The sequence below is a fragment of the Salipiger sp. PrR007 genome, from assembly GCF_010499845.1.
GTDB classification, from domain to species: domain Bacteria; phylum Pseudomonadota; class Alphaproteobacteria; order Rhodobacterales; family Rhodobacteraceae; genus Salipiger; species Salipiger pacificus_A.
Map to the genome: position 1 here is coordinate 91,373 of NZ_JAAGOZ010000012.1, position 25,012 is coordinate 116,384.

General features: G+C 66.5%; 24 protein-coding genes. 13 read left to right on the plus strand and 11 right to left on the minus strand.

Translation table 11 applies throughout. The annotated features are described in order from the left end of the window. Positions 1-256 precede the first annotated feature (256 nt). Positions 257-2,392: a methylmalonyl-CoA mutase gene (gene scpA, locus G0Q01_RS04380; protein WP_164190696.1), complete on the minus strand. Its 2,136-nt coding sequence runs from the start codon at positions 2,390-2,392 to the stop codon at positions 257-259. A gap of 164 nt (positions 2,393-2,556) precedes the next feature. Between scpA and G0Q01_RS04385 the strand changes: the two genes are divergently transcribed. After that, a complete protein-coding gene (locus tag G0Q01_RS04385; protein ID WP_108968074.1) occupies positions 2,557-3,036 on the plus strand; it encodes a DUF4174 domain-containing protein in 480 nt (159 codons plus the stop codon). Positions 3,037-3,153: 117 nt separating this feature from the next. Here G0Q01_RS04385 and G0Q01_RS04390 read toward each other — a convergent pair whose 3' ends face one another. The 7 genes from G0Q01_RS04390 to G0Q01_RS04415 all read right to left on the minus strand — a co-directional run bounded on the left by G0Q01_RS04390 (position 3,154) and on the right by G0Q01_RS04415 (position 9,132). Continuing rightward, positions 3,154-5,154: an acetyl/propionyl/methylcrotonyl-CoA carboxylase subunit alpha gene (locus G0Q01_RS04390; protein ID WP_164190697.1), complete on the minus strand. Its 2,001-nt coding sequence runs from the start codon at positions 5,152-5,154 to the stop codon at positions 3,154-3,156. A gap of 162 nt (positions 5,155-5,316) precedes the next feature. After that, the gene (locus G0Q01_RS04395) at positions 5,317-5,523 is read right to left on the minus strand and encodes a hypothetical protein (protein ID WP_095882092.1); all 207 of its coding nucleotides are present in this window, start codon (positions 5,521-5,523) and stop codon (positions 5,317-5,319) included. Positions 5,524-5,974: 451 nt separating this feature from the next. Further along, positions 5,975-6,337: a hypothetical protein gene (locus G0Q01_RS04400; RefSeq protein WP_108968078.1), complete on the minus strand. Its 363-nt coding sequence runs from the start codon at positions 6,335-6,337 to the stop codon at positions 5,975-5,977. A gap of 102 nt (positions 6,338-6,439) precedes the next feature. Continuing rightward, positions 6,440-6,583: a hypothetical protein gene (locus G0Q01_RS26555; protein WP_193989079.1), complete on the minus strand. Its 144-nt coding sequence runs from the start codon at positions 6,581-6,583 to the stop codon at positions 6,440-6,442. A 214-nt stretch (positions 6,584-6,797) separates the two neighbouring features. After that, the gene (locus G0Q01_RS04405) at positions 6,798-7,214 is read right to left on the minus strand and encodes a DUF6497 family protein (protein ID WP_164190699.1); all 417 of its coding nucleotides are present in this window, start codon (positions 7,212-7,214) and stop codon (positions 6,798-6,800) included. A gap of 33 nt (positions 7,215-7,247) precedes the next feature. After that, positions 7,248-7,586 carry a hypothetical protein gene (locus G0Q01_RS04410; RefSeq protein WP_164190701.1) on the minus strand — a complete coding sequence of 113 codons (339 nt, stop codon included), beginning with the start codon at positions 7,584-7,586 and terminating at the stop codon, positions 7,248-7,250. 13 nt (positions 7,587-7,599) lie between these two features. Then, positions 7,600-9,132 (minus strand): acyl-CoA carboxylase subunit beta, encoded by a 1,533-nt coding sequence (locus G0Q01_RS04415; RefSeq protein ID WP_108968084.1) that lies wholly within the window; start codon positions 9,130-9,132, stop codon positions 7,600-7,602. Between the two features lie 175 nt (positions 9,133-9,307). Between G0Q01_RS04415 and G0Q01_RS04420 the strand changes: the two genes are divergently transcribed. After that, on the plus strand, positions 9,308-10,540 hold the full coding sequence (locus G0Q01_RS04420) for a multidrug effflux MFS transporter (protein ID WP_164190704.1): 1,233 nt from the start codon (positions 9,308-9,310) through the stop codon (positions 10,538-10,540). A 39-nt stretch (positions 10,541-10,579) separates the two neighbouring features. Further along, on the plus strand, positions 10,580-11,983 hold the full coding sequence (locus G0Q01_RS04425) for a short-chain fatty acyl-CoA regulator family protein (RefSeq protein ID WP_108968088.1): 1,404 nt from the start codon (positions 10,580-10,582) through the stop codon (positions 11,981-11,983). Positions 11,984-11,986: 3 nt separating this feature from the next. Here G0Q01_RS04425 and G0Q01_RS04430 read toward each other — a convergent pair whose 3' ends face one another. Beyond that, positions 11,987-12,568, minus strand: coding sequence for a hypothetical protein (locus tag G0Q01_RS04430; RefSeq protein WP_108968089.1), 582 nt, complete (start codon positions 12,566-12,568; stop codon positions 11,987-11,989). Between the two features lie 258 nt (positions 12,569-12,826). Between G0Q01_RS04430 and gatC the strand changes: the two genes are divergently transcribed. The 7 genes from gatC to G0Q01_RS04465 all read left to right on the plus strand — a co-directional run bounded on the left by gatC (position 12,827) and on the right by G0Q01_RS04465 (position 19,613). After that, positions 12,827-13,114 (plus strand): Asp-tRNA(Asn)/Glu-tRNA(Gln) amidotransferase subunit GatC, encoded by a 288-nt coding sequence (gene gatC / locus G0Q01_RS04435; RefSeq protein WP_164190706.1) that lies wholly within the window; start codon positions 12,827-12,829, stop codon positions 13,112-13,114. Continuing rightward, positions 13,111-14,598 carry an Asp-tRNA(Asn)/Glu-tRNA(Gln) amidotransferase subunit GatA gene (gene gatA / locus G0Q01_RS04440; RefSeq protein ID WP_164190708.1) on the plus strand — a complete coding sequence of 496 codons (1,488 nt, stop codon included), beginning with the start codon at positions 13,111-13,113 and terminating at the stop codon, positions 14,596-14,598. The genes gatC and gatA overlap by 4 nt, the downstream gene beginning before the upstream one ends. Positions 14,599-14,642: 44 nt before the next feature. Further along, the gene (locus G0Q01_RS04445) at positions 14,643-15,326 is read left to right on the plus strand and encodes a hypothetical protein (protein ID WP_164190710.1); all 684 of its coding nucleotides are present in this window, start codon (positions 14,643-14,645) and stop codon (positions 15,324-15,326) included. Continuing rightward, positions 15,287-15,994, plus strand: coding sequence for an N-acetylmuramoyl-L-alanine amidase (locus G0Q01_RS04450; protein ID WP_164190806.1), 708 nt, complete (start codon positions 15,287-15,289; stop codon positions 15,992-15,994). The genes G0Q01_RS04445 and G0Q01_RS04450 overlap by 40 nt, the downstream gene beginning before the upstream one ends. A 193-nt stretch (positions 15,995-16,187) precedes the next feature. Next, the gene (gene ctaD / locus G0Q01_RS04455) at positions 16,188-17,861 is read left to right on the plus strand and encodes a cytochrome c oxidase subunit I (protein WP_108968098.1); all 1,674 of its coding nucleotides are present in this window, start codon (positions 16,188-16,190) and stop codon (positions 17,859-17,861) included. 328 nt (positions 17,862-18,189) lie between these two features. Next, positions 18,190-18,684 (plus strand): DUF2244 domain-containing protein, encoded by a 495-nt coding sequence (locus G0Q01_RS04460; protein ID WP_164190713.1) that lies wholly within the window; start codon positions 18,190-18,192, stop codon positions 18,682-18,684. Between the two features lie 17 nt (positions 18,685-18,701). Continuing rightward, entirely contained in the window at positions 18,702-19,613 is a 912-nt protein-coding gene (locus tag G0Q01_RS04465; protein WP_164190716.1) for a hypothetical protein, read from the plus strand. 54 nt (positions 19,614-19,667) lie between these two features. Here the strand turns inward: G0Q01_RS04465 and G0Q01_RS04470 are convergent, their stop codons facing one another. Next, positions 19,668-20,135 (minus strand): GatB/YqeY domain-containing protein, encoded by a 468-nt coding sequence (locus tag G0Q01_RS04470; RefSeq protein ID WP_108968104.1) that lies wholly within the window; start codon positions 20,133-20,135, stop codon positions 19,668-19,670. Positions 20,136-20,331: 196 nt separating this feature from the next. Here G0Q01_RS04470 and carA point away from each other — a divergent pair, with 196 nt between their 5' ends. Beyond that, on the plus strand, positions 20,332-21,477 hold the full coding sequence (gene carA, locus G0Q01_RS04475; RefSeq protein WP_164190733.1) for a glutamine-hydrolyzing carbamoyl-phosphate synthase small subunit: 1,146 nt from the start codon (positions 20,332-20,334) through the stop codon (positions 21,475-21,477). 96 nt (positions 21,478-21,573) lie between these two features. Continuing rightward, the gene (locus G0Q01_RS04480) at positions 21,574-23,472 is read left to right on the plus strand and encodes a glycosyltransferase family 2 protein (RefSeq protein ID WP_164190756.1); all 1,899 of its coding nucleotides are present in this window, start codon (positions 21,574-21,576) and stop codon (positions 23,470-23,472) included. 19 nt (positions 23,473-23,491) lie between these two features. On the opposite strand, the gene G0Q01_RS04485 is transcribed toward G0Q01_RS04480, so the two are convergent. Then, a complete protein-coding gene (locus G0Q01_RS04485) occupies positions 23,492-24,136 on the minus strand; it encodes a GntR family transcriptional regulator (RefSeq protein WP_108968109.1) in 645 nt (214 codons plus the stop codon). Positions 24,137-24,282: 146 nt separating this feature from the next. Between G0Q01_RS04485 and G0Q01_RS04490 the strand changes: the two genes are divergently transcribed. Next, positions 24,283-24,927, plus strand: coding sequence for a pyrimidine 5'-nucleotidase (locus tag G0Q01_RS04490; protein WP_164190759.1), 645 nt, complete (start codon positions 24,283-24,285; stop codon positions 24,925-24,927). Positions 24,928-25,012: the final 85 nt, after the last annotated feature.

Consider the following 25,012-nt stretch of genomic DNA (forward strand, 5'->3'; position numbering starts at 1 on the left):
GGTCAAGGGCGTCTGATGGTGGTCAATCGCGCATGCCGCCGTTAGGGTGCCGCGCAAATGCCCGGCAGCGACGACCGGGCCCCGAGGCAAGGACAGTCCCGATGAAAACCCGCACGCTCCTCCTGATGCTCGCCGCAACGCTTGGTCTCGCGGCCTGCGGGGTGCCTTTCGTGCCGTTCATCTGAGCACGGAGCCGCCGCCCGTCGTACGCGCGGGCGGCGAGAGGGCTCACGCAGTCTGCGTGAGCCGCCCCCTGTCATTCCGCCGCGCGGGGCGCTCCGATGAGGCCGAGGATCTCCTTGGCCGCCGAGGGGATATTGGTGCCCGGTCCGAAGATCGCCTTGACCCCGGCCTTGTAGAGGAAGTCGTAGTCCTGGTGCGGGATCACGCCGCCGCAGATCACGATGATGTCCTCGGCGCCCTGATCCTTCAGCGCCTGCACCAGCTGCGGGGCGAGCGTCTTATGGCCCGCAGCCTGCGACGAGATGCCGACGATGTGCACATCGTTGTCGATGGCGTCCTGCGCCGCCTCTTCCGGGGTCTGGAAGAGCGGGCCGACGTCGACGTCGAAGCCGATGTCGGCAAAGGCGGTGGCGATGACCTTGGCGCCGCGGTCGTGCCCGTCCTGCCCCATCTTCACCACCAGCATCCGCGGGCGGCGGCCTTCCGCCTCGGCGAAGCTCTCAACATCGCGCTGGATCTGGGCAAAGCCCTCGTCGCCCTCGTAGGCCGCGCCATAGACCCCGGCGAGGGTCTTAACCTCGGCGCGGTGACGTCCGAATTCCTTTTCCATGGCCATGGAAATCTCTCCGACAGAGGCCCGCGCACGGGCGGCTTCGACCGCGGCTTCCAAAAGGTTGCCGCCCTCCTTCGCGCGCCGCTCGAGCTCGGCCAGCGCGGCGTCGCATTTCGCCTGATCGCGGGTGGCGCGGACATGCTCCAGCCTGGCGACTTGGCTCTCGCGCACCTTGGCATTGTCGATGTCGAGAATGTCGATCGGGTCTTCCTTGTCCTTGCGGTACTTGTTGACCCCGACGATCACTTCTTCGCCGCGGTCGATCTGCGCCTGACGGCGCGCGGCGGTCTCCTCGATGCGCAGCTTGGGCATGCCCGAGGCCACGGCCTTGGTCATGCCGCCCATCTCCTCGACTTCCTCGATCAGCGCCCAGGCTTTCTCGATCAGCTCGTTGGTGAGGCTTTCCACGTAGTATGAGCCCGCCAGCGGATCGACGACATTGGTCACCCCGGTCTCTTCTTGGAGGATGAGCTGGGTGTTGCGCGCGATCCGGGCCGAGAACTCGGTGGGAAGCGCGATCGCCTCGTCGAGCGCGTTGGTGTGCAGCGACTGGGTGCCGCCCAGAACCGCGCTCATCGCCTCGTAGGCGGTGCGGATGACGTTGTTGTAGGGGTCCTGCTCCTGCAAGCTGACACCCGAGGTCTGGCAATGGGTGCGCAGCATCTTCGAGCGGTCGGACTTGGCGCCGAACTCGGTCATGATGCGGTGCCAGAGCGTGCGCGCAGCGCGCAGCTTGGCCGCCTCCATGAAGAAGTTCATGCCGATGGCGAAGAAGAACGACAGCCGCCCTGCAAACTTGTCGACATCCATCCCGGCATTGATCGCGGCGCGCACGTATTCGCGCCCGTCGGCGAGCGTGTAGGCCAGCTCCTGCACGAGGTTCGCGCCAGCCTCCTGCATGTGGTAGCCGGAGATCGAGATCGAGTTGAATTTCGGCATCTCGTTCGAGGTGTACTCGATGATGTCCGAGATGATCCGCATCGAGGGCTCGGGCGGGTAGATGTAGGTGTTGCGGACCATGAACTCCTTGAGGATGTCGTTCTGGATGGTCCCCGAGAGCACGGAGCGGTCGTGGCCCTGCTCTTCGCCGACGACGATGAAGCTGGCGAGGATCGGGATCACCGCGCCGTTCATCGTCATCGAGACGGAAATCTTGTCGAGCGGGATGCCGTCGAAGAGGATCTTCATGTCCTCGACGCTGTCGATGGCAACGCCCGCCTTGCCCACATCGCCGACCACCCGCGCGTGGTCGCTGTCATAGCCGCGGTGAGTGGCGAGGTCGAAGGCGACCGAAACCCCCTGCTGCCCCGCCGCCAGCGCCTTGCGGTAAAAGGCGTTCGACTCCTCGGCGGTCGAGAAGCCCGCGTATTGCCGGATGGTCCAGGGACGGCCCGCGTACATGGTCGCCTTCACCCCGCGGGTGAACGGACCGAAGCCCGGCAGCGTGCCCATGTGTGGCAGATCCGCCGTGTCTTCGGCGGTATAGAGCGGCTGCACGTCGATGCCTTCGAGCGTGTGCCAGGTCAGATCGTCCAGCGGACGCCCTCTCAGTTCCTTCTCCGCGAGCTGGCGCCAATCGTCCTTCTTCGCCGTCATCGTCTCGTCCTCTCTCCTAGCGGGCGTCGGGCCGGGCGGTCCCGGCGCGCGCAGCACCCCTTCGTTCACGCGCGAGCTGCCGCGGTCAGGCGGCGGCTAATTTTTTCGTCACCCAAGCAGGCAGGGCCTGTGCAGTGGCGCCCCGCTTGCCTATATCTTGTTGCATGACACGCCGTATTGCCCTTGTCCTGCTTGCCTTTCTGACGCTCACCGCGGGACTCGGCGCGGCGCAGAGCGCGGAAACGCCGAGCCTCGACGAGTCGATCCGCCCGGCGGGCGAGACCACGCTCGACGAGTTTCTCTGGCTCAAGCGGCCCCTTCTGGTCTTTGCCGACAACCCCAGCGATCCGCGATACGTGCAGCAGATGCAGCTGATCACCGAGCGGCTCGACGTGCTGGTCGAGCGCGACGTGGTGGTCATCACCGACACCGACCCGGCCGCGCGCAGCCCGATCCGCCGCGCCATGCGGCCGCGCGGCTTCATGCTGATGCAGCTGGCCAAGGACGGCTCGGTGATCATCCGCAAGGCCAGCCCCTGGGACGTGCGCGAGATCACCCGGTCGATCGACAAGCAGCCGCTGCGCCAGCAGGAGGTCCGCGACCGTCGCGACACGCTGCGCGAGCCATACGCGCCGAGCCAATAAGCCAAGCCAGTCAGCCAGACCGGCGATCCGGACAGACCGAGGGGCGCACGGCAGCGGTCGGCCTCGGGCGTGGCGCCCTGCCCCGTCTGCCACCATGTGCCCCCCGTCCGCCATGGATCACTCGAACTCCATGATCACGTCGTCCACGGCGAGGCTGTCGCCGGGGCCTGCGTTGATCTTGGAGACCTTGCCCTTGCGCTCGGCGCGCAGGATGTTCTCCATCTTCATCGCCTCGACGGTGCAGAGCGCCTGGCCCTCCTGCACCTCGTCGCCCTCCGAGACGTTCACCTTCACGATGAGACCCGGCATCGGGCAGAGCAGCATCTTCGAGGTGTCGGGCGGCAGCTTCTCGGGCATCAGCCGTGCGAGCTCGGCCTGACGCGGGGTGCGCACGTTCACCTTGAGGTCGGCACCACGGGTGCGGATGCGGAAGCCGCCCGAGATCTTGCCGACCTTCAGCACCAGCGGCTTGCCGTTGACCTGCATGTGCGCGAGCGCGTGGCCCGGGGTCCAGTCGCCGGTGACGCGAATTTCCGCGCCATCCTCGAATTTCACCGTTGTGCCCTGCTTGTCTGCGGCCAGCACCACGTCGAGGCTCTCGCCCTGCAGCGACACGTTCCAATGGTCGCCCACCTGCCGCTCGTGGTTGTCGAGCGTGCCCGAGATTCGGGTGCGGCGGATCTCGGCGACGCGGTTCATCGCGGCGCAGGCGGCGGCAACATCGCGCAGCGCGTCAGCGCCCAGCGTGACGCCCTGGAAACCGTCGGGATACTCCTCGGCGATGAAGGCGGTGGTGATATTGCCCGAGACAAACCGCTCGTGGTCCATGACCGCGGCAAGGAACGGCAGGTTGTGCCCGATGCCCTCGACCTCGAAGCTGTCGAGCGCGTTGCGCATGACCTCGATGGCCTGCTCGCGGGTCGGCGCCCAGGTGCAGAGCTTGGCGATCATCGGGTCGTAGTACATCGAGATCTCGCCGCCCTCGAAGACGCCGGTGTCGTTGCGCACGACGCCGCCCAGCAGCTCGCCCTCGGCGGGTGGCCGATAGCGGGTCAGGCGGCCGATCGAGGGCAGGAAGCCGCGATAGGGATCCTCGGCGTAGAGCCGGTTCTCGATGGCCCAGCCGTTGATCTGCACGTCGTCCTGGGTGATCGACAGCGGCTCGCCGTTGGCGACGCGGATCATCTGCTCGACAAGATCGACGCCGGTGATCAGCTCGGTCACCGGGTGCTCCACCTGCAGGCGGGTGTTCATCTCGAGGAAGTAGAAGTTCTTGTCGCCGTCGACGATGAATTCGACGGTTCCGGCACTGGTGTAGCCCACCGCCTTGGCCAGGGCGACGGCCTGGTCGCCCATCGCCTTGCGGGTCTCGGGGTCGAGGAAGGGGCTCGGCGCCTCTTCGACAACCTTCTGGTTGCGTCGCTGGATCGAGCATTCACGCTCGTTGAGATAGATGCCATTGCCATGCGCGTCGCAGAGCACCTGGATCTCGATGTGGCGCGGCTGGGTGACGAATTTCTCGATGAAGATGCGGTCGTCGCCGAAGGAGCTGGCCGCCTCGTTCTTGGACGATTGGAAGCCCTCGCGCGCCTCCTCGTCGGTCCAGGCGATGCGCATGCCCTTTCCGCCGCCGCCCGCCGAGGCCTTGATCATGACGGGATAACCGATCTCCCCCGAGATCTTCACCGCCTCGTCGGCGTCCTCGATCAGCCCCATGTAGCCGGGCACGGTCGAGACGCCCGCGTCCTGCGCGATCTTCTTGGAGGTGATCTTGTCGCCCATCGCCTCGATCGCGCCCTTGGGCGGGCCGATGAAGGCGACACCGGCCGCCTCGAGCGCCTCGGCGAACTTGGGATTCTCCGACAGGAAACCGTAGCCCGGATGCACCGCCTGCGCGCCGCTGTCCTTGATCGCCTGCATGATCTTGTCGATCACGATGTAGGACTGATTGGCGGGCGGCGGGCCGATGTGCACCGCCTCATCGGCCATTTCGACATGCAGCGCGTGCTTGTCGGCATCCGAATAGACCGCCACGGTCTTGATGCCCATCTTGCGCGCGGTCTTGATGACCCGGCAGGCGATCTCACCGCGGTTGGCGATCAGGATCTTGTCGAACATGTCTCTCCCTTTCGTTGCGTTTCTTGGCCGGCGGGCAGCGCCGCGGCTTCGGCAAAATGCTGGCTGAGGACAGCAAAAAGGCCACCGGAGCGAATTGCTCCGGTGGCCTTGGAAAACGTGTAAGCCGGCGTGCGGCGAACGCCGCCGCCGTGCCGCGTCAGATTAGTTGCAGTACTGCGGGGTGACGTCGTCGCAGACCACGCCCGCGGTTGCGCCAACCGCTGCGCCGACCATGCCGTCACCGCCGACCGCGCGGTCGATGAGATAGCCGCTGCCTGCGCCGATTGCGCCGCGCTGGAGGTCGGAGTTCTCGCAAGCAGCGACACCAAAGACACCAAGGACGGCAAGGATACGGATAACGTTTTGCATGAGGGACACTCCCCGATTTGTGTAAGTTGAACTTGCTCTTCAACGCCACGGATTTGGTGAAGGTTCCACACATCATTTCGTTTTCTTGCGGCATGCGCGCCGCTCCGCCGACGCAGGGCGCCCTGCGGGCGCAACCCCGCGCATTTCCCGCCCCACTGACGCGACGGAATGCCCCCGTCCGAAGCTCTTTGCGCGGCGCGGCGATCTGCCTGCGCCGTCAGACGGGCACCTTGTTCGGACGGAGAGAAAAAAGAAGCGGGCGCGCGGTCAGGGGATGTGCCGCAACGCCCGCGAGGGGAAGGGTAACGGCGAGCAATGGGCGCAGCCAGAGACTGCGTCATTGCCCGCAACGTCTTGAGAGTGCACGACTCGCCGGCCCGGTCAAAGCCATACCCCGTAGGATAGGCCAGACCGGCCCCTTTTCGCGCATGGCGCGAAAGGAAGAGCGAGTTTACGCCCATTCGTCGTTCTCGTCGAAAGCCTCGGGGAAAGACGCGCGGGCGGCGGCCTCGTTGATCACCAGCATCGCCTCGTAGCTCTCGGGGTCGAAGGGATCATCGTAGGGCAGCACTTCGCGGCCGAAGAGCCAGGAAAGCCGCCCGGCGTCGAGATTGCCACGTTCGAAAGGTTCGGTACCGAAGTGCGCCCAGAGCGAGGCCATGAAGGCCAGGTCGGCGCGCTTGTCCGCCGCCTTGCGGTCGCGGAAGCGCTCCCGCCGGATGATGGCGGTGATCCCCTTGGGGTTCGCGCGGCGGATGGTGAATTGAAAGTCCGTGCCAGGAAGTCGGCTCGGAAAGCCGCGGTGCTTCAGCATACCGGGCCCCCCTCTATAAGGGCCCGTGGAAGCGGGCGGTGAGATGCGGCCCTGCGGGGCCGGGAGTGCGGGACGGACCCGAAGGCCCGCCCCGGCGACAAGTTACTTGTACTTGCCGGTGTAAACGGGCTCCGCGGTAACGGGCTCCGGATCCACAACCACGTATTCTTCTTCCTGCTGGCCGCCGCAAGCGGAAAGGGTTGCGACGAAGCCAAGCATTGCAAGCAGATGGATGCTCTTGGACATCTTATTCTCCTGTCAGATTCTCTGGGCCCTACGGAACCTTGCGGCCCGGTCTGCCCTCGTTCGGGTGTTTCGACTGCGAATGTGCAATCACCCCCCAACATAGCGCAAGTTACGAAAAAGAAATACGTAACTCGCTTCGTCGGCAGATTTTTCCGATCGGGGGGCACAAAATTGGAGAAATCTGAGCGGATTTCCGCGCACGACGAGAACAACATCAGAACGCCTCCCAGACACAGACCCCGTTTCGGGGGCTATAGGCTTCGAAATATTGACGGATCTCAGGTGCGCTTTCCCCATGGGCAACTGGTTCGGCCATGAGCGAAATGACGATCAGGGACGGAATCACCTCCGCGCCTCCGAGCTGCGGCAGGGCGAAACTGTCGCAAAGATGCTGCATGTCGGCGGCGACTTCGTCGAAGCTGCGAGGGGTCGCACCGCCGATCTGCGGTGCCAGAAAGCGGAAGCGCTTGATCGCGGCCGAGGCATCCCACAGCGCGTCGTAAAAGGTGACCGGCATGCCCGAGGGCACTGCCACGACGCTCTCCTCTAGCGCCGTGGCCAGGCCCGGCGTCATGGCAAGCGCCAGAGCCAGAGTCCCGATCTTGCTCAGCCTCGTGCAATCGAGCGTCACAAGGACCTCCCGTTCCTCATCTTACGCGGCAACTCAGGCCGCCCAGTTCACCCAGCGCGCCCGGTTGGCGCGATCTTCCAGAACGTCGGCGATGCGCGCTTCGACGGCTTGTCGCGGCACGGCGCCGGCCACCTCTCCGCCCGCTTCGACGGTGACGCCGCCTTCGCGGGGCGTCACGCGCACCACCGGGGCGAAGCCGCGCAGGTCGCGCAGCGCCCGCCACATGTCCTGCCGCACCTGATGCGCCAGCCGATCGAGCCGGCCCACCGGCGGCAGCAGCGTCTCGACCTTTAGATCGAAGCGCGCCGGACAGCGCCGGGCAAGCGTTACCGCCTCGCCCTCGCGTGCCACGTGCCATCCCTTCACCTGCATCGCGGCCTCCGAGTCAGAGGGGAATATTGTCGTGCTTCTTCCACGGGTTGCTAAGGCTCTTGTTCCTCAGCATCGCGAAGGCGCGGCTCACCCGGCGACGGGTGGAGCGCGGCTGGATCACCTCGTCGATGAAGCCGCGTTCCGCCGCGACGAAGGGGTTCGCGAAACGGTCCTCGTAGCTCGCCGTATGCTTGGCGATCTTCTCGGCGTCGCCGAGGTCCGCGCGGTGGATGATCTCGGTCGCCCCCTTGGCTCCCATCACCGCGATCTCGGCGGTCGGCCAGGCATAGTTCACATCGCCGCGCAGGTGCTTGGAGCTCATCACGTCGTAGGCGCCGCCATAGGCCTTGCGGGTGATGACGGTCACTTTCGGCACCGTCGCCTCGCCGAAGGCGAAGAGCAGCTTGGCGCCGTGCTTGATGACGCCGCCGTATTCCTGCGAGGTCCCCGGCAGGAAGCCCGGCACGTCGACGAAGGTCAGGATCGGGATCTCGAAGCAGTCGCAGAAGCGGACGAAGCGCGCGGCTTTCTTCGAGCTGTCGATGTCGAGGCAACCCGCGAGCACCATCGGCTGGTTGGCCACCACGCCGACGGTCTGCCCCTCGAGTCGGATGAAGCCGGTGATGATGTTCTTGGCGTGCTCTTCCTGGATCTCGTAGAAGTCACCCTCGTCGGCGACCTTCCCGATCAGCTCCTTCATGTCGTAGGGCTGGTTCGCGTTTTCCGGGATGATCGTATCGAGCGAGCTTTCCACCCGCTCCACGTTGTCGAAGAAGGGCCGCACCGGCGGCTTCTCGCGGTTGTTCAGCGGCAGGAAGTCGACAAGGCGCCGCACCTCGGCAAGCGCCTCGACATCATTCTCGAAGGCGCCGTCGGCGACCGAGGATTTGCGGGTGTGGGTGGTCGCGCCGCCCAGCTCCTCGGCGGTCACCACCTCGTTGGTCACCGTCTTCACCACGTCGGGGCCGGTGACGAACATATAGGAGGTGTCTTTCACCATGAAGATGAAGTCGGTCATCGCCGGCGAGTAGACCGCGCCGCCGGCGCAGGGCCCCATGATCACCGAGATCTGCGGGATCACCCCCGAGGCCATGATGTTGCGCTGGAAGATCTCGGCATAGCCCGCGAGGCTGTCGACCCCCTCCTGGATGCGCGCGCCGCCGGAGTCGTTGAGCCCGATCACCGGCGCGCCGTTCTGCATGGCCATGTCCATGATCTTGCAGATCTTCATCGCGTGAGTGGCCGAGACGGACCCGCCAAGGACGGTGAAGTCCTGGCTGAATACATAGACCATGCGGCCGTTGATCGTGCCCCAGCCGGTGATCACCCCGTCGCCGCTGGGACGGTTGTTCTCCATCCCGAAATCGGTGCAGCGGTGCGAGACGAACATGTCGTATTCTTCGAAACTGCCCTCGTCGAGCAGGAGCTCGATGCGTTCGCGCGCGGTCAGCTTGCCCTTGGCGTGCTGCGCGTCGATCCGCTTCTGCCCACCGCCGAGGCGGGCGTCTGCGCGGCGCGCCTCCAGTTCGTGAAGAATGTCTTTCATGGCCAGTCCTCTCCGTTTGCCCGGACCATACAGTGGAGGCCCCACCGCTCAAGTCAAATTCGGCAAATTTGCAAATCTTGAAAACAGCCGTGATAGCAAATAGCAAATCAGCAAATATCGTCCCACTGATGTGATACACGTGGACTTTGAGAAGCGCGCGACATACGGAAACCTCATGAGCACATCATCGCGCGGGCGCTTTCTCGACCCCTCGACCCCACCGCATCTTGTCACGCTAGTCCTGCTTGCCGGGCTGTCGGCGCTGGCGATGAACGTTTTTCTGCCGTCGCTGCCGCAGATGACGGCCTATTTCGACACCGAGTACCGGCTGATGCAGCTTTCGGTTGCGATCTACCTCGGGGTCAATGCCGCGCTGCAAATACTGATCGGGCCGATCTCGGACAAGCTGGGCCGCAGGCCGGTGATTCTCTGGGGGGTCGCGTTGTTCATGCTGGCAACGCTGGGATGCATCTTCGCCAGCAACATCACGCTCTTCTTGCTGTTCCGCATGTGCCAGGCGGTGATCGTCACGGCCATGGTGCTGAGCCGCGCCGTGGTGCGCGACATGGTCGGCCAGGAAGAGGCCGCCTCGATGATCGCTTATGTCACCATGGGCGTCGCGGTGGTTCCGATGGTTGGCCCGGTGATCGGCGGCGCGCTCGGCGAGCTGCTGGGCTGGAAGGCGATCTTCTGGTTGCTCTTCGCGCTCGGCGGTGCGGTGTTCTGGCTGAGCTGGCGCGACCTCGGCGAGACCTCGGTCTCCAGCGGCCTGTCGTTGGCCGCGCAGTTCCGCGAATACCCCGAGCTGCTGAAGAGCCCGCGCTTCTGGGGCTACGCCATGGCCTGCGCGCTCTCTTCGGGCGCCTTCTTCTCCTACCTCGGCGGCGCGCCCTTTGTCGGCTCCGAGGTCTACGGGCTGAGCCCGGCATCCTTGGGTGTGCATTTCGGCGCCCCTGCCGTGGGGTATTTCATCGGGAACGGAATCTCGGGACGCTATTCGGCGCGGGTCGGCCTCAACCGCATGATCCTCTGGGGCTCCTTGATCCTCACCGGCGGACTCGCGGCCGCACTACTCACCTTCGCGCTGACCGACGGTGGCTCGGCGCTGATCTTCTTCGGCTTCATGACCCTTGTCGGCCTTGGCAACGGCATGACCATCCCCAATGCCACGGCGGGCACCCTTTCCGTGCGGCCGCATCTCGCGGGCACCGCCTCGGGCCTTGGCGGGGCGATCATGATCGGCGGCGGCGCCGCGCTCTCGGCGCTGGCGGGGGCGCTTCTGCAACCGGGCACGGGCGCCTGGCCGCTGCTCTGGCTCATGCTGGCGACCGCCGTCGGCTCGGTGATCTCGATCCTGCTGGTGATCCGCCGCGAACGTCGGCTCGGGGGGCTGGACGCCGCCGGGTGAGTTTGCAAAATTGCCAGAGATGGGGGCAAAGGTGCAAACATGGCGACACGAAAACTCTACGCGGGCGCGAAGCTGCGCGACCTGCGCGGGCGGCTGGGGCTGACGCAAAAGGACTTTGCCGGGAAACTCGGCGTGTCGCTGCCCTATCTCAACCAGATGGAGAACAACAACCGCCCGGTTTCGACCACGGTGGTGCTGGCGCTGGCGCAGGAGTTCGGCTTCGACGTCACAGAGCTGGGCCAAGGCGACTCGGAGCGGCTGATCTCGGACATGCGCGAGGCGCTGGCCGACCCGGTCTTCGGCGAGCATGCGCCGCCGCTGGCCGACCTGCGGCTCACCGCCTCCAATGCCCCCGCCCTCGCCCGGGCCTTTCTCGAACTGCACCGCGCCTATCGGCAGACCCACGAGCGGCTGGCCTCGCTCGACGAGGCGCTGGGGCGGGAGGGCACGCAGATGCAGCCGTCGCCCTGGGAAGAGGTGCGCGACTTCTTCCATTATTGCGACAATTACATCGACGCGGTGGACCGCGCCGCCGAGCACTACGCGCATTCGCTGGGAGAGGGCGGCGCCGACCTGCGCGGGGCGGTCATCGCCCACTTGCGCGAGCGCGGCATCACCCTGGAATTCTCGCAATCCGCGCCGCTGCGCAGCTATGACGCCGAGCAGCGGGTGCTGACCATGTCGTCGCTGGCGCAGCCCGAGACGCTGACCTTCCAGATGCTGATCCAGGTGGCGCTGCTGCGGCAGGACAAGCTGCTCGAGGCGACGCTCGATTTGGCCCGTTTCCAGTCCGACACGGCCCGTGCCATCGCCAAGCTCGGGCTCGCCAATTACTTCGCCGGTGCGGTGATGATGCCCTATATGCGGCTACTGGAAGCCGCGCAGGAGACCCGGCATGACCTGGAGCTTCTGGCGGCGCGCTTCGGCGCTTCGGTCGAGCAGGTGGCGCACCGGCTCTCGACGCTTCAACGACCCGGCGCAAAAGGCATTCCATTCTTTTTCGCGCGGGTGGATCAGGCCGGAACGATCACCAAGCGGCACTCCTCGACCCGGCTGCAGTTCGCCCGTTTCGGCGGCGCCTGCCCGCTGTGGAACGTGCACCAGGCCTTCGAGACGCCGAACCAGTTCCTGCGCCAGCTCGCCGAAACGCCTGACGGGGTGCGCTACGTGCTGCTGGCGCGCGACGTGACCAAGCCCGCGGGCCGCTTTGGCGCACCGGTGCGGCGCTTTGCCATCGCGCTCGGCTGCGAGGTGAAACACGCCGGCGCGCTGGTCTATGCCGACGGGCTGGATCTGGGGCAGGACCGCGCCTTCGAGCCGATCGGCATCTCCTGCCGGATTTGCGAGCGCACCGATTGTCACCAACGCTCGGTGCCGCCGCTTGAGAAGCGGATTTCCATTCACCCCGAGCGCCGGGACATCCTGCCCTATACGCTGGAGTAGCGCTCAGCCCTCCTGTAGCCGCAGCGCGCGCTTGGTGGCAAAGACCTCCTGCCGCTCGACCCAGGGGTACTTGTGGTCATCCACCACCGGCCCCCAGTAGAGCTCGCCCCCGAAGCGCCAGGGATCGAGAACGATCCCCTCTTTCATCGTGCCGCCCTTCTGGCTGACGATGACCGAGCTGTGCTCGATGCGGAAGGTCTTCATCGCGTTGGCGATGCCGCGGTGCAGGTCGAGGGTGCGGAAGTTCTCCTGCTCGAGCCGCGCCTGCAGATCGTCCGCCCACTGGTAGCACAGCCCGCGGGGTCGGGTGCCGTTGTTGACCTTGATGTTGTGGATGTAGGCCGGGTCGGTCACGTTCCACGCCACTGCGAGCTCGCGCGGGTAGTCGATCGAGATGCGCGCCATCCGCTGCGCCTCTTCGGGATCGACGCCGGGACCAAGATTCTGGATCGACTGCGCCAGCGCGGCGTATTCCGAGGGCGGCGGGGCGGGCACATGCGGATCGCGCGCAGCCGCGCAGGCCGAGAGAAGCGAGGCGGCCAGCAGCAGCGGCAGCACGGAGAGGCGGGAGAAGAACTGGGACACGGCTCGGGAGGTCTTGTTGCTGGGAAATGGAACAGGGCCTGACCTAGCGCGCGGGAATGAGCCTGTCGAGCGGGGAGCGTTCGACACATGGCGCAGCGTCGCCCCTACGCGCGCCTGCCGGGGCGCGGCATCCGACCGGCGGCTCGACCGTGATTCCGGGAACCCGCCCCCTGGCCCCCTCTCTGCGCCTTGCGGGGCGATGCGTGGGGGGGTAAAGGCAACGGGACTTTGACGGACATTCACGGACAGGGGGAACCCATGTCGATCGACATTCAGACGGCGGCGCGTGTCGCCAAGCTGGCACGCATCCGCGTGGAAGACGAGGCGCTTCCGGCGCTGGCACAGGAATTCAGCAACATCCTCGAGTTCATCGAGCAGCTGAACGAGGTGGACGTGGAGGGCGTCGAGCCGATGGTCTCGGTGACCCCGATGCGCCTGAAGCGCCGCGCCGACGGCGTGACCGACGGCGGCATGCAGGACAAGATCCTCGCCAACGCCCCCGATGCCCGCGAGGGCTTCTTTGCCGTGCCGAAGGTGGTGGAATGACCGAGCTGACCAAGATGAAATTGTCCGAGGCCCGCGACGCGCTGCGCAAGGGCGACGTGACCTCGGTGGAGCTGACCGAAGCCTGCCTTTCGGCCATCGAGGGCGCGGATGCGCTCGGCGCTTTCGTGCACAAGACCCCCGAGATCGCGCTGGAGCAGGCCAAGGCCGCCGACGCGCGCATCAAGGCTGGCGATGCGCCCGCCATGTGCGGCCTTCCGATCGGCGTGAAGGATCTCTTCTGCACCAAGGGCGTGCCGTCGCAGGCGGCCTCGGCGATCCTCGAGGGCTTCACCCCCGAGTACGAGTCGACCGTGACCAGCCAGCTCTTCGACGCCGGCGCGGTCATGCTGGGCAAGCTCAACATGGACGAGTTCGCCATGGGCAGCTCGAACGAGAACACCTGCTACGGCCCTGCGGTGAACCCGTGGAAACGGACCGGCGATGACACCCAGCTGACCCCAGGCGGCTCGTCGGGCGGCTCGGCCTCGGCGGTTGCGGCGGACCTCTGCCTTGCGGCCACCGGCACCGACACCGGCGGCTCGATCCGCCAGCCCGCCGCCTTCACCGGCATCACCGGCATCAAGCCGACCTACGGGCGCTGCTCGCGCTGGGGCATCGTCGCCTATGCCAGCTCGCTCGATCAGGCCGGCCCGATGACCAAGGACGTGCGCGACGCGGCGATCATGCTGCAGGCGATGTGCGGCCACGACCCCAAGGATTCCACCTCCGCCGACCTGCCCGTGCCCGACTTCGAGGCCATGCTGACCGGCGACATCCGCGGCAAGACCATCGGCATTCCCAAGGAGTATCGCGTCGAGGGCATGCCCGAGGAGATCTCCAAGCTCTGGGACGAGGGCGCGAAGATGCTGCAGGATGCCGGCGCGAAGGTCGTCGAGATCTCGCTGCCGCACACCAAGTACGCGCTGCCGGCCTATTACGTGATCGCGCCGGCGGAAGCCTCGTCCAACCTCGCCCGCTACGACGGGGTGCGCTACGGCCACCGTGCCAAGCTGGCGCAGGGCGAGGGCATCAACGACATGTACGAGAAGACCCGCGCCGAGGGCTTTGGTCTCGAGGTGCAGCGCCGCATCATGGTCGGCACCTACGTGCTGTCGGCAGGCTTCTACGACGCCTACTACAACCGCGCCCGCAAGGTCCGCACGCTGATCAAGAAGGACTTCGAGGATGCCTTCGCCGCAGGGGTCGACGCGATCCTCGCGCCGGCCACCCCGTCGTCGGCTTTCGGCATCGGCGAGATGAAGACCGCGGACCCGGTGCAGATGTACCTGCAGGATGTTTTCACCGTCACGCTGAACCTTGCCGGGCTCCCGGGCGTTGCAGTTCCGACCGGGCTGGACTCCAAGGGCCTGCCGCTCGGACTTCAGTTGATCGGCCGTCCGTGGGAGGAAGGTGATCTTCTGAACACCGCCTACGCGCTGGAACAAGCCGCCGGGTTTGTGGCAAAACCGGCGAAATGGTGGTAAAGGCCCCTTAAAAAAGGCGCCAGAAAAGGACTAGGGCAGCGGTTATGACACGCATTCTCCTCGGTGGCGCGGCCTTGCTGGCCCTCGCCGCCTGCACCACACCGATCCCCGACAGCGGGGCGGGCTTCAACGACTACGACAGCTACCAGGCCGAGCGTGCGCAGCGCGACGCGGTGCTCGAGAGCAGCCCGGCGGTCACCTCCTCGGAGCTCCCCCCGGCGGGGCGGAGCGACGATCCGGCGGTCGCCGCGGCGACCTCGGTGCTCGACGCCCCCGCGGGCACGCCGCTGCCCACGACAGCCGGTACCCCGGCGCCGCAGTCGGTCACCGATTCCTCGGGCCTGTCGGAAGAGAACAGCTTTGACGCGGTCTCGTCCGAACGCACCATCGAGGACGACAAGACGCTGATCCAGCAGAACCGCGCGCAATACGAGGTGGTCGCCCCGACCGATCTGCCGGCGCGGCCGGATTCGGATGCGCCGAACATCGTCGCCTATGCGCTGCAGACCAACAACCCGGTCGGCACGCCGCTCTACAGCCGCTCGGCCTTTGCCTCCGAAGAAAAGGGCCAGCGCAACTGCGCCAAGTACGAGACCAGCGACCGTGCACAGGAAGCCTTCCTGTCCGGCGGCGGCCCCGAGAAGGACCGCAACGGGCTCGACCCGGATGGCGACGGCTTCGCCTGCAGCTGGGATCCCGCGCCCTTCCGCGCGGTGCGCGGCTACTGAACCGGGCCTTGGACCCGATCTGGTTCCCGTCTGACAATTTCGGGCCGCGACGCTACGGCGCGCGGCCCGATCTCGTTGTGCTGCACTATACCGCGATGAAGAGCGCGGAGGCGGCGCGCGATTGGCTGTGTTCCCCCGAGGCCGGCGTCTCGGCCCATTACGTGCTTGGCTACGACGGCACCTGCTGGCAGCTGGTGACCGAGGAAATGCGCGCCTGGCACGCCGGGCTCGGTGCTTGGGGCTCGGTGGAAGAGGTCAATTCCCGCTCCATCGGCATCGAGATCGCCAATACCGGCGCCGAGCCCTTCCCCGAGGCGCAAATGGCGGCGCTGGAGGTGTTGCTTTCGGGCATCCTCGCGCGCTGGTCGATTCCCCCCGAACGTGTCATCGGCCACGCCTGCATGGCGCCGGGGCGCAAGATCGACCCGGGCCCGCTCTTCGACTGGTCCCGCCTCGTCGCCAAGGGCCTAGCGGTGTGCGCCGCGCCCACCGAGCCGGGCGATTTCCTGAAGGACGCCTGGCGCTTTGGCTACCGGGTCGCGCCCGAACAGCTCCCCGCGCTTCTCACCTCCTTCCGCGACCGTTTCCGCCCTGGCGCCAGCGGCCCACTCGACGACACCGACCGCGCGCTGATGGCCGGTCTCGCGACGCGCTGGCCCGCCGCCTGAGCCTCGGGGTCGCGAAGCCGCCGCCCGAGAAGCGCAAGGGGGGGGTGCGACAATTAATTTTGATCTAGATCAAAGGAGATGATTGCCCGGCCGTTGGTCGGCATCTAAAAGGATTGCCAGACGAGGGGCGTGGAGGAGTAAGTGCGCGCCCTTGCGAGGGACGTACCTAACAAGGACCAACAGGAGGCACGCAATGGCAGATGCAGCCATTCACGGCCACGAGCACGAGGACGACCGCGGGTTCTTCACCCGATGGTTCATGTCCACGAATCACAAGGATATCGGGATTCTCTACCTGATTACCGCGGCATTCGTGGGCCTCATCTCCGTGGCCTTCACCGTCTACATGCGCCTGGAGCTGATGAGCCCGGGCGTGCAGTTCATGTGCATGGAGGGCGCACGCCTCTTCCCGACTTCGGTCGAGAATTGTACCCCCAATGGGCATCTGTGGAACGTGATGATCACCGGCCACGGGATCCTCATGATGTTCTTCGTGGTCATCCCGGCGCTGTTCGGCGGTTTCGGCAACTACTTCATGCCGCTGCAGATCGGCGCGCCGGACATGGCCTTCCCGCGGATGAACAACCTCAGCTACTGGCTTTACGTGACCGGCTCGACCCTGGCTGTCTGCTCGGTCTTCGCCCCCGGCGGCAACGGCCAGCTCGGTTCGGGCATCGGCTGGGTTCTCTACCCGCCGCTTTCGACCACTGAGTCCGGCCTCTCGACTGACCTCGCAATCTTCGCGGTGCACGTCTCGGGTGCCAGCTCGATCCTCGGCGCGATCAACATGATCACCACCTTCCTGAACATGCGTGCCCCGGGCATGACGCTGTTCAAGGTGCCCCTGTTCTCCTGGTCGATCTTCGTGACCTCCTGGCTGATCCTGCTGTCGCTGCCGGTTCTGGCCGGCGCGATCACCATGCTGCTGACCGACCGCAACTTCGGGACGACCTTCTTCAACCCGGCGGGCGGCGGCGACCCGATCCTCTACCAGCACATCCTGTGGTTCTTCGGCCACCCGGAAGTGTACATCGTGATCCTGCCCGGATTCGGCATCATCAGCCACGTGATCGCTACCTTCTCGCGCAAGCCGGTCTTCGGCTACCTGCCGATGGTCTGGGCGATCATCGCGATCGGCGCGCTTGGTTTCGTCGTCTGGGCGCACCACATGTACACCGTGGGGATGTCGCTGACCCAGCAGAGCTACTTCATGCTGGCGACGATGGTCATCGCGGTGCCGACCGGCGTGAAGGTATTCAGCTGGATCGCCACGATGTGGGGCGGCTCGATCGAGTTCAAGACGCCGATGCTCTGGGCGATCGGCTTCCTGATCCTCTTCACCATGGGCGGCGTGACCGGCGTGGTGCTGAGCCAGGCAGGCGTCGACCGTGCCTACCACGACACCTACTACGTCGTGGCACACTTCCACTACGTGATGTCGCTGGGTGCGGTGTTCGCGATCTTCGCAGGGATCTATTTCTACTTCCCCAAGATGACCGGCAAGATGTACCCCGAATGGGCCGGCAAGCTACACTTCTACGTCATGTTCATCGGTGCGAACCTGACCTTCTTCCCGCAGCACTTCCTGGGCCGCCAGGGCATGCCGCGCCGCTACATCGACTATCCCGAGGCATTCGCCCTCTGGAACCACGTGTCGAGCTGGGGCGCGATCATCTCCTTCGCCTCGTTCCTGTTCTTCTTCTGGATCATGTGGCACTCGCTGCGCAAAGGCGCCGCCTGCACCGCCGCGAACCCGTGGAACGAATACGCGGACACGCTGGAGTGGACCCTGCCTTCGCCGCCGCCCGAGCACACCTTCGAGCAGCTGCCGAAGCGCGAGGACTGGGACAAGCATCCCGCCCACTGAGCGGCTGACGCTCAGAGAGAGTGACAAGCGCCGGCCCCGGGGAAACCCTCGGGGCCGGTTCTCCTTTGCGGGGCCGCGTCCCGAGCAGACCGCGATGACCCTGCCCGACCGCTTCGCTGTGATCGCCGACATCCACGGCCATGCCGACCCGCGGCAGGCAGTGCTGGCAGGTGGCGCACCAGCACATACCCTACAATCCCGCTCGCATGGTTGCCCTTGCCCGCAAGGGCGGCCGCGACGACTGGGCCGCGGCGCTCGAGTCCGGCAGGATCAGCGGTTGACCGGCAATTCCCTTCGACAGGCCGCGCGCGGGTGCTAGTCTCCGCCCATGCCCTACCGGTGGACCCCAGCCCCTGACGACACGGGCGGCGAGCTGACGCTCTGGCCGCACCAGTCGCTTTCGGCCAAGGGCTTCGTCACCTTCATCGGGATTTTCTTCTTCATGGCGCTGATCCCCTTCTACGGGCTGCTCGGCACGCATCTGCTCTGGGCGCTGCTGCCCTTCATGCTCGCAGCGCTCGGCGGCATCTGGTACGCGCTGCGCCGCAACGAGCGGGACCGGCAGATCGTCGAGGTGCTGACGCTTTCGCCGCAGATCACGCAGTTGCTGCGCCAGAACCCGCGGGGCGCGGCGCAGGACTGGCAGTGCAATACCTATTGGGTCACTGCCCAGATGCACGAGACCGGCGGACCGGTGCCCCATTACGTCACGCTCAAGGGCGCGGGACGCGAGGTTGAGATCGGCGCCTTTCTGAGCGAAGAGGAGCGCAAGATGCTCTATCTCGAGCTTTCCGACCGGCTGCGGCATCTGGCGCGGCCCTGACCGCGCGAAAGGTTTCCATGGCCCAGGTCCCTGCCACCAAGAAGATGAAGCGCCGGGCGCTGCGCCTTGCCGCCGCCGTGAGCCCGGCGCTGGCCGGAAAGCTCTCGCCCGTGGCCTCGGAACGCGCCGCGCTCGCGCTGCGGGTCGCGACAACCGGACGGCAGCGCCCCCGCGCCGAGCAGGTGCTCTTTCTCATTCCTCTGGTCGGCCCGCACCACGTCGGCGACTGGGAGGCGGTGATCGCCCGGCTGGCGCAGACGCTGGAGAGCTTCCGGCGGCAGCAAGGCGCCTGGAAGGCAGTGATCTGCTGCCAGGAGCGCCCGACCCTGCCCGCTGCGCTGGCCGCAGATGCGCGGATCAGCTGGCTGCCCTTCGACGATCCGACCCCCGGCAACGACAAGTGGCGCAAGCTTGCGGCGCTCTGCGATCACCTTGGAAAGATCGTCACGAGACCCTCCTACGTCATGAGTTTCGATGCCGACGACCTGCTGCGGGACGGCACCGTGGCCGAAATGCTGGAGCGGCAGGAGGCGGGCTATCTTGTCGAAGAGGGCTACGTCATGGACCACGCCACCGGCGACGTCGCGCTGGCCGGACCGCCGACTGCCGCGCTGCCGCTGCGCAAGCCGTTCTGGAAGCTCTGCGGCTCATGCCTCGCGCTGCACCACGACCCGGCGCTGCCGCAGAGCGCGGATTTCCTGCGCGAGATGACCCAGCATGAGCACCGGATGTTCCCCTATCTCGCGGCGCTGGCCGGGCGGACGCTGGTGCCATTCCGCACGCCTGCTGTTCTCTACGTGCTGAACCACGGGGAAAATTTCGGCGCCCGGCGCGGGCGGGTCGGGTTCAAGACGCGCTTCGTTCAGCGCTTCCGGATCGCCGATGCAACCGAGGTTTCGCAGGTGGCGGAGGCATTCCCCGCCCCCTGAACGCGCGGCACCTCTCTTCGAAGAGAGGTGCAAATTTCTTGGAGGGAACGTGCCTCAGCCGGCCGCCGCGAGCCGGTCCTTGACCATCGGCCCTACGGCGCCGAAATCCATGCGGCCCTGATAGCGCGTCTTCAGCACGCCCATCACCCGGCCCATATCGCGGATCGAGCTGGCGCCCACTTCCTTGACCGCCGCGTCGACCGCCTGCGAGACCTCGTCGTCGCTCAGCGGCTTGGGGAGAAACTCCTCGATGATCGGGATCTCGGCCAGTTCCGCCTCGGCGAGGTCGAGACGCCCGCCCTCTTCGTAGGTGCGCGCGCTCTCGCGGCGCTGCTTCACCATCTTGGCGAGGATCGACAGCAGCTCCGCATCCTCGACCCCGTCGTCATTGCCCTCGGCACGGGCGGCGATGTCCCGATCCTTCACGGCTGCGGTGATCAGGCGCAGCGTCGAGAGCCGCTCGGAGTCCTTGTCTTTCATGGCCTGTTTGGTGGCGGCCTTGATGCGTTCTCGCAAATCCATCGGAAAGGATATCCCCTTACGTTTCCAAGCCCCGAGACTACAGAAAGGCTCCAAAGGGCGCAATCCCGCCCTATACCAATGGAAGCCATTGTTTTTGCTATATTTATTTGAGGAAATCAGCGCTTGACCCTTTCGAGCGCTTCCCTTAGGCATGGCGCGATTTGCTTCCCGCCCAGATCCGAACAGGAGTCGCGCCATGTCGCTCGCCACCCCCCAAAAGCCCACCGCATGCCTCGCGCTCGCCGATGGGACGCTGTTTTACGGACAGGGGTTCGGTGCCACGGGGGAGGCGCAGGCCGAGCTCTGCTTCAACACCTCGATGTCCGGCTACCAGGAAATCATGACCGATCCGTCCTACGCCGGGCAGATCGTCACCTTCACCTTCCCGCACATCGGCAACACCGGGGTAAACCCCGAGGACGACGAGACCGGCGATCCGGTCGCGGCGGGCATGGTGGTGAAATGGATGCCGACCCAGTCCTCGAACTGGCGTGCGGTGCAGGAGCTCTCTGACTGGCTGGCGGCGCGCGGGCGCATCGCCATCGGCGGCATCGACACCCGCCGGCTGACCCGGGCGATCCGCCAGCAGGGCGCGCCGCACGTCGCCATTGCGCACAACCCCGAAGGCGTCTTCGACGTCGAGGCGCTGGTCGCCTCCGCCCGCGCCTTCCCCGGCCTCACCGGGCTCGACCTCGCCAAGGACGTGACCTGCGCCCAGAGCTACCGCTGGGACGAGATGCGGTGGGCCTGGCCGGACGGCTACAAGGCTCAGACCAACCCGCGCAAGAAGGTGGTCGCCATCGACTACGGCGCCAAGCGCAACATCCTGCGCTGCCTGGCCTCGGCCGGCTGCGAGGTGACGGTGCTGCCCGCCACCGCGACGAAAGACGAGGTGCTGGCGCATAAACCCGACGGCGTCTTCCTGTCGAACGGCCCGGGCGATCCTGCCGCCACCGGCAAATACGCCGTGCCGATGATCAAGGGTATCCTCGACGAGACCGAGCTGCCGATCTTCGGCATCTGCCTTGGCCACCAGATGCTGGCGCTGGCGCTCGGCGCCAAGACCATCAAGATGAACCACGGCCACCACGGCGCGAACCACCCGGTCAAGGAACTCGAGACCGGCAAGGTCGAGATCACCTCGATGAACCACGGCTTCGCCGTCGACGGCCAGACCCTGCCCGCCGGCGTGGTCGAGAGCCACGTGAGTCTCTTCGACGGCTCGAACTGCGGGATTCGCATGACGGACCGGCCGGTGTTCTCGGTTCAGCACCACCCCGAGGCCAGCCCCGGCCCGCAGGACAGCTTCTACCTGTTCGAACGGTTCGTGAACAACATGTGATCTTCCCGCGATTTGTTTCGCGGAGAGCCACAATTTAAGACTCGATTTACCGACATGCCCTGAACTCCCTGTATCCAGAGAGTTCAGGAGCCTGTCATGCAAGACACGCCTCCGACGTCCCAGACTCGCCGGCGCGCCGGTGGGCTGTCCGATCTTGGCCGTCCGATAACCGCGCTCCTCCTCGAGGACGGGGCCTTGGACGCGGTACAGGCGCTCGAGGCGCTGGCCCGCAGCCGGCTCGAGCGCAATCCGCTCTCCCGCCTGCTGCAGGCCGAGGGACGGGTCTCGCCCGAACAGCTGCGCGACGCTCTGGCGCGCAGCCACGGGGCGCCCGCCCTGTCCCGGCTGACCGCCCCGCCCTCCGCCGCGCTTGCGGGTCTGCTGCCGCCCGATGTCTGCCTGCGCCACGGCGCGCTGCCCTGGTTGCGGATCGATGACGGGCTGCTGCTTGCCATGGCGCATCCCGAGGGCTTCGCCCGGGTCCGCGCCCTGCTGCCCGAGAGCGAGAGCCGCGTTGTTCTGGCCCTCGCGACCGAGGCGGACATCTTCGCCGAGGTCACCGAGCGCCACGCCGCGGACATGGCGTTGCAAGCCGAAACCAGCCTTCCCGCCGATCTCAGCTGCCGCGACCTGAACCGGCTGCCGCCTTCGCGCGCCGCTCTGCTCGCCATTTCGCTGGCCGCGCTGCTGACGCTGCTATTCAGCGCCCCGACAATGTTCTTTGGCGCTTCCCTTGCGCTGGCCGCGACGACGATGCTGGTCACGCAGCTTGCCAAGCTCGCCGCCTTCGGAGCCGGCATGGCCCCGATGCCCCCGCTCCCCACCGGTCCGGAGGGTGGACCCTCGGGATGCCCTTCCATTTCGCTCATTGTCCCGCTGCACCGCGAGGAAACCATCGCCGCCACGCTGGTGCAGCGGCTTGATCGGCTCGACTACCCGCGCGCCGCGCTTGAGGTGCTGCTGGTGCTCGAGGCCGAGGACAGGATCACCCGCGCCACGCTCGACGCCGCGGCGCTGCCGCCGTGGATGCGCATCGTCGAGGTGCCTCCCGGCGGCGTAACCACCAAGCCCCGCGCGCTGAACTACGCGCTCAACTTTGCCCGCGGCGCGCTCATCGGGGTCTACGACGCCGAGGATTGCCCCGCCCCGGACCAGCTGCGCCGCCTCGTCGCGCATTTCAGCCGCGCCCCGCCCGAGATCGGCTGCGTGCAGGGTATTCTCGACTTCTACAATCCCAAGGCAAACTGGCTCTCGCGCTGCTTCACCCTCGAATACGCCTCCTGGTTCCGCATCCTGCTGCCCGGCTTTGCGCGGCTCGGCTTTGCGATCCCGCTGGGGGGCACCACCGTCTTCTTCCGCCGCGAGGCGCTCGACCGGGTTGGCGGTTGGGATGCGCATAACGTAACCGAAGACGCCGACCTCGGCATCCGCCTGGCCCGCTTCGGCTATCGCACCGAGCTGTTGCCGCTGGTCACCCTGGAAGAGGCCAATTGCCGGCTCTGGCCCTGGATCCGCCAGCGCTCGCGCTGGCTCAAGGGCTACCTGATCACCTGGCGGGTCCACATGCGCCATCCCCGCCGCTGCCTGCGCGAGCTGGGCACCTGGCGGATGCTGGGACTGCAGCTCATCTTTCTCGTCGCGCTGCTGCAGTTGCTGCTGGCGCCGCTGCTCTGGGGCTTCTGGCTCTATCAACTCGGGGCGTCCTACCCTGCGCTCGGCCCCGCCACGGCCAACCTGCTGCCGGCGCTCACAACGCTGCTGCTCGGCTCCGAGGCGGTGATGCTCCTGATCGGCCTCGGCGGCGTGCTGCGCAGCCCGCATCCGCGGCTCCTGCCTTGGGTGCCGACGCTGTTCCTCTATTATCCGCTGGCAACGATCGCGCTCTACAAGGCGCTGTGGGAGACGCTGCGCCGGCCCTTCTACTGGGACAAGACCACCCACGGGCACTCGGCCCCGGACCACGCGGGCACCGATGCTCCCGCGGGCGATCCGTGACGGTTCCGGCTGGCACGGATCAGGCGGTCTTGCGGCTGTCGAGCTTGAGACGGGTGACGAAGGCCACCGAGATATGTTCGCGCAGCGCCTTGTCTGCCGCCGCCTCGTCGCGCCGGGCTATGGCATCAACGATGGCCGCATGTTCCGCCAGCGCGTTTGTTCCGCGCCCCTCGGCGGCCAGCGAGGTCGTCGCCATCAGCGCCATGGAGCGGTGCACGAGGTCAAGCTGCTGCACGAGGTAGCGGTTGTGCGAGGCGAGCTGGATCATCCGGTGGAAGCGGCGGTTGGCCCGCGCCAGCGCCGCCGGATCGTTGAGCAGGGCACGGTCGTCCTCGACCATGTCGCGCAGCACCTGCACCTCTTCCTCGGTGGCATGGCGCGCCGCGAGCCGGGCGGCCAGACCTTCCAACTCGGTGCGGACCACGTAGAGCTCGGCCATCTGGTTGTGATCGAGCGAGGCGACGATCAGCGAGCGCCCGTCGCGCGCCAGAAGCGATTGCGTCTCGAGCCGCTGCAGCGCCTCGCGGATCGGCGTGCGCGAGACACCGAATCGCTCGGCCAGCTCGCTCTCCACCAGCCGGTCGCCGGGGCGGTACACCCCCTGGTCGATAGCCTCGAGGATCAGCGTGTAGGCATCCTTGTTCGGCGTCCGGATCTGGCTCATCTGGGGCGGTCCTTCATAGGTGATGCAGCAAGATAGCGGTAGCGGGGGGCCGGGATCAACGCCCCGCTTGGCCGCAGGCCGCGCAGCGTCGCCCTGCGGCCCCACCGCGCATTGCCGGCCGGCTTGCCCGAGCGTAGGGTGCAGCCATGGTAAAGCAGCATTTCTCCCATGTGCGCCACTGGGTCTTCGACCTCGACAACACGCTCTATCCGCCGGCCGTGCGGCTCTTCGACCAGATCGAGCGCAAGATGACCGACGTGGTCATGCGGGTGACGGGTGCCGACAAAGCCGAGGCCAACACCCTGCGCAAGCGCTGGTGGATGGACCACGGCACGACGCTGGCCGGGCTGATGGCAAACCACCAGCTCGACCCCGAAGCCTATCTGACCGAGGTGCATGACATCTCCTTCGACGCACTCGAGCCCGACCCGCGCCTTGCCGAGCTGATCGCGAACCTGCCGGGGCGCAAGATCGTCTACACCAACGGCAGCGCGCCCTACGCGGCGCGGGTGCTGGAAGCGCGCGGGCTCGCGGCCGCTTTCGATGCGATCTATGGCGTCGAACACGCCGGATATCTCCCCAAGCCCGAGCCGAGGGCCTTCGAGACGGTCTTTGCCCTTTCCCGCACCGACACCGGCACCGCGGCGATGTTCGAGGACGATCCGCGTAATCTTGCCGCACCCCACGCCATGGGCATGCGCACCGTCCATGTCGCCCCCGAACGCGGACAAGGCGAACATATCCAGCATCATACGGACGATCTGACAGCTTTCCTCGCCCGGCTTTCCTGAGCCGCCGCGGCCGCCTCGCCGCCGCGGCGCGGGGGCTGCGACATTTTTCGGCATGGGAGCACGCAGGCTCCCTGCCTATCTCCTG

Excerpts from the sequence above, each read along its gene's own strand:
- scpA (WP_164190696.1), bottom strand. The coding sequence starts at position 2,392 with ATGACGGCGAAGAAGGACGATTGGCGCCAGCTCGCGGAGAAGGAACTG.
- G0Q01_RS04385 (WP_108968074.1), top strand. The coding sequence starts at position 2,557 with ATGACACGCCGTATTGCCCTTGTCCTGCTTGCCTTTCTGACGCTCACC.
- G0Q01_RS04390 (WP_164190697.1), bottom strand. The coding sequence starts at position 5,154 with ATGTTCGACAAGATCCTGATCGCCAACCGCGGTGAGATCGCCTGCCGG.
- G0Q01_RS04395 (WP_095882092.1), bottom strand. The coding sequence starts at position 5,523 with ATGCAAAACGTTATCCGTATCCTTGCCGTCCTTGGTGTCTTTGGTGTC.
- G0Q01_RS04400 (WP_108968078.1), bottom strand. The coding sequence starts at position 6,337 with ATGCTGAAGCACCGCGGCTTTCCGAGCCGACTTCCTGGCACGGACTTT.
- G0Q01_RS26555 (WP_193989079.1), bottom strand. The coding sequence starts at position 6,583 with ATGTCCAAGAGCATCCATCTGCTTGCAATGCTTGGCTTCGTCGCAACC.
- G0Q01_RS04410 (WP_164190701.1), bottom strand. The coding sequence starts at position 7,586 with ATGCAGGTGAAGGGATGGCACGTGGCACGCGAGGGCGAGGCGGTAACG.
- G0Q01_RS04415 (WP_108968084.1), bottom strand. The coding sequence starts at position 9,132 with ATGAAAGACATTCTTCACGAACTGGAGGCGCGCCGCGCAGACGCCCGC.
- G0Q01_RS04420 (WP_164190704.1), top strand. The coding sequence starts at position 9,308 with ATGAGCACATCATCGCGCGGGCGCTTTCTCGACCCCTCGACCCCACCG.
- G0Q01_RS04425 (WP_108968088.1), top strand. The coding sequence starts at position 10,580 with ATGGCGACACGAAAACTCTACGCGGGCGCGAAGCTGCGCGACCTGCGC.
- gatC (WP_164190706.1), top strand. The coding sequence starts at position 12,827 with ATGTCGATCGACATTCAGACGGCGGCGCGTGTCGCCAAGCTGGCACGC.
- gatA (WP_164190708.1), top strand. The coding sequence starts at position 13,111 with ATGACCGAGCTGACCAAGATGAAATTGTCCGAGGCCCGCGACGCGCTG.
- G0Q01_RS04445 (WP_164190710.1), top strand. The coding sequence starts at position 14,643 with ATGACACGCATTCTCCTCGGTGGCGCGGCCTTGCTGGCCCTCGCCGCC.
- ctaD (WP_108968098.1), top strand. The coding sequence starts at position 16,188 with ATGGCAGATGCAGCCATTCACGGCCACGAGCACGAGGACGACCGCGGG.
- G0Q01_RS04460 (WP_164190713.1), top strand. The coding sequence starts at position 18,190 with ATGCCCTACCGGTGGACCCCAGCCCCTGACGACACGGGCGGCGAGCTG.
- G0Q01_RS04465 (WP_164190716.1), top strand. The coding sequence starts at position 18,702 with ATGGCCCAGGTCCCTGCCACCAAGAAGATGAAGCGCCGGGCGCTGCGC.
- G0Q01_RS04470 (WP_108968104.1), bottom strand. The coding sequence starts at position 20,135 with ATGGATTTGCGAGAACGCATCAAGGCCGCCACCAAACAGGCCATGAAA.
- carA (WP_164190733.1), top strand. The coding sequence starts at position 20,332 with ATGTCGCTCGCCACCCCCCAAAAGCCCACCGCATGCCTCGCGCTCGCC.
- G0Q01_RS04480 (WP_164190756.1), top strand. The coding sequence starts at position 21,574 with ATGCAAGACACGCCTCCGACGTCCCAGACTCGCCGGCGCGCCGGTGGG.
- G0Q01_RS04485 (WP_108968109.1), bottom strand. The coding sequence starts at position 24,136 with ATGAGCCAGATCCGGACGCCGAACAAGGATGCCTACACGCTGATCCTC.
- G0Q01_RS04490 (WP_164190759.1), top strand. The coding sequence starts at position 24,283 with ATGGTAAAGCAGCATTTCTCCCATGTGCGCCACTGGGTCTTCGACCTC.